This window comes from Geminicoccus harenae, assembly GCF_019800005.1.
GTDB lineage: Bacteria > Pseudomonadota > Alphaproteobacteria > Geminicoccales > Geminicoccaceae > Geminicoccus > Geminicoccus harenae.
The window spans coordinates 1-591 of record NZ_JABGCL010000242.1 but is presented as its reverse complement, the minus strand read 5'-3'; the positions used below and the strand labels follow the sequence as shown (position 1 = coordinate 591).

Below are 591 nucleotides of genomic sequence, written 5' to 3'. Positions count from 1 at the left end.
ATCACACTAAATACAATGGAAGTTCTCAAATTGACTCTCAATTTATTCATAGCAAGGATGAGGGAAGAAGATAAGAAAGTATTTGCGAGATTCGGCTTAGCTTCGTGGTTCTCTCTTTGTCATGTGAAACTTGAAGACAAACTACTCAACGCTGTTGTTCATTTTTGGGACTCTGATCTTCATGTATTTCGATTTAACCGTGAAGAGGTATGTCCTTTGTTTGAAGAATTTTGTGCTTTGATGAATGTATCTGCTCGTGGCCTTTTCGTCTTCCCTACCCTTCGTCGCGGTTACTTTCACACCTTGTCTTCTCTTTTTGAGCTTTCGCCTATGGAGGCATCCACCTTTATTTCTGAAAACTCTATTGACCTTCTTAAGCTTGCTTCTTTTTTCTTGAGGGAGGGAGGAAGTTCATTAGCTCTACATAGGCCTACCCAATATGCCCTTGCCTTATGCATCATAGGTTGTTTCCTTGTTTCAAATGGAACCACATCCATTCCTATTGAAACATGTGAGCTTATTCTTCCGTTATCGGAGTCTCATAACATCATCCCATTGGTACTAGCTGAAACTCTGAACGGACTTGATTAC

General features: G+C 40.3%; 1 protein-coding gene. It reads left to right on the top strand.

The window, feature by feature from the left end; genetic code table 11:
- A partial coding sequence (locus HLA95_RS27775) for a hypothetical protein (protein WP_222185212.1) occupies positions 1 to 591 on the top strand: 591 nt, incomplete at both ends.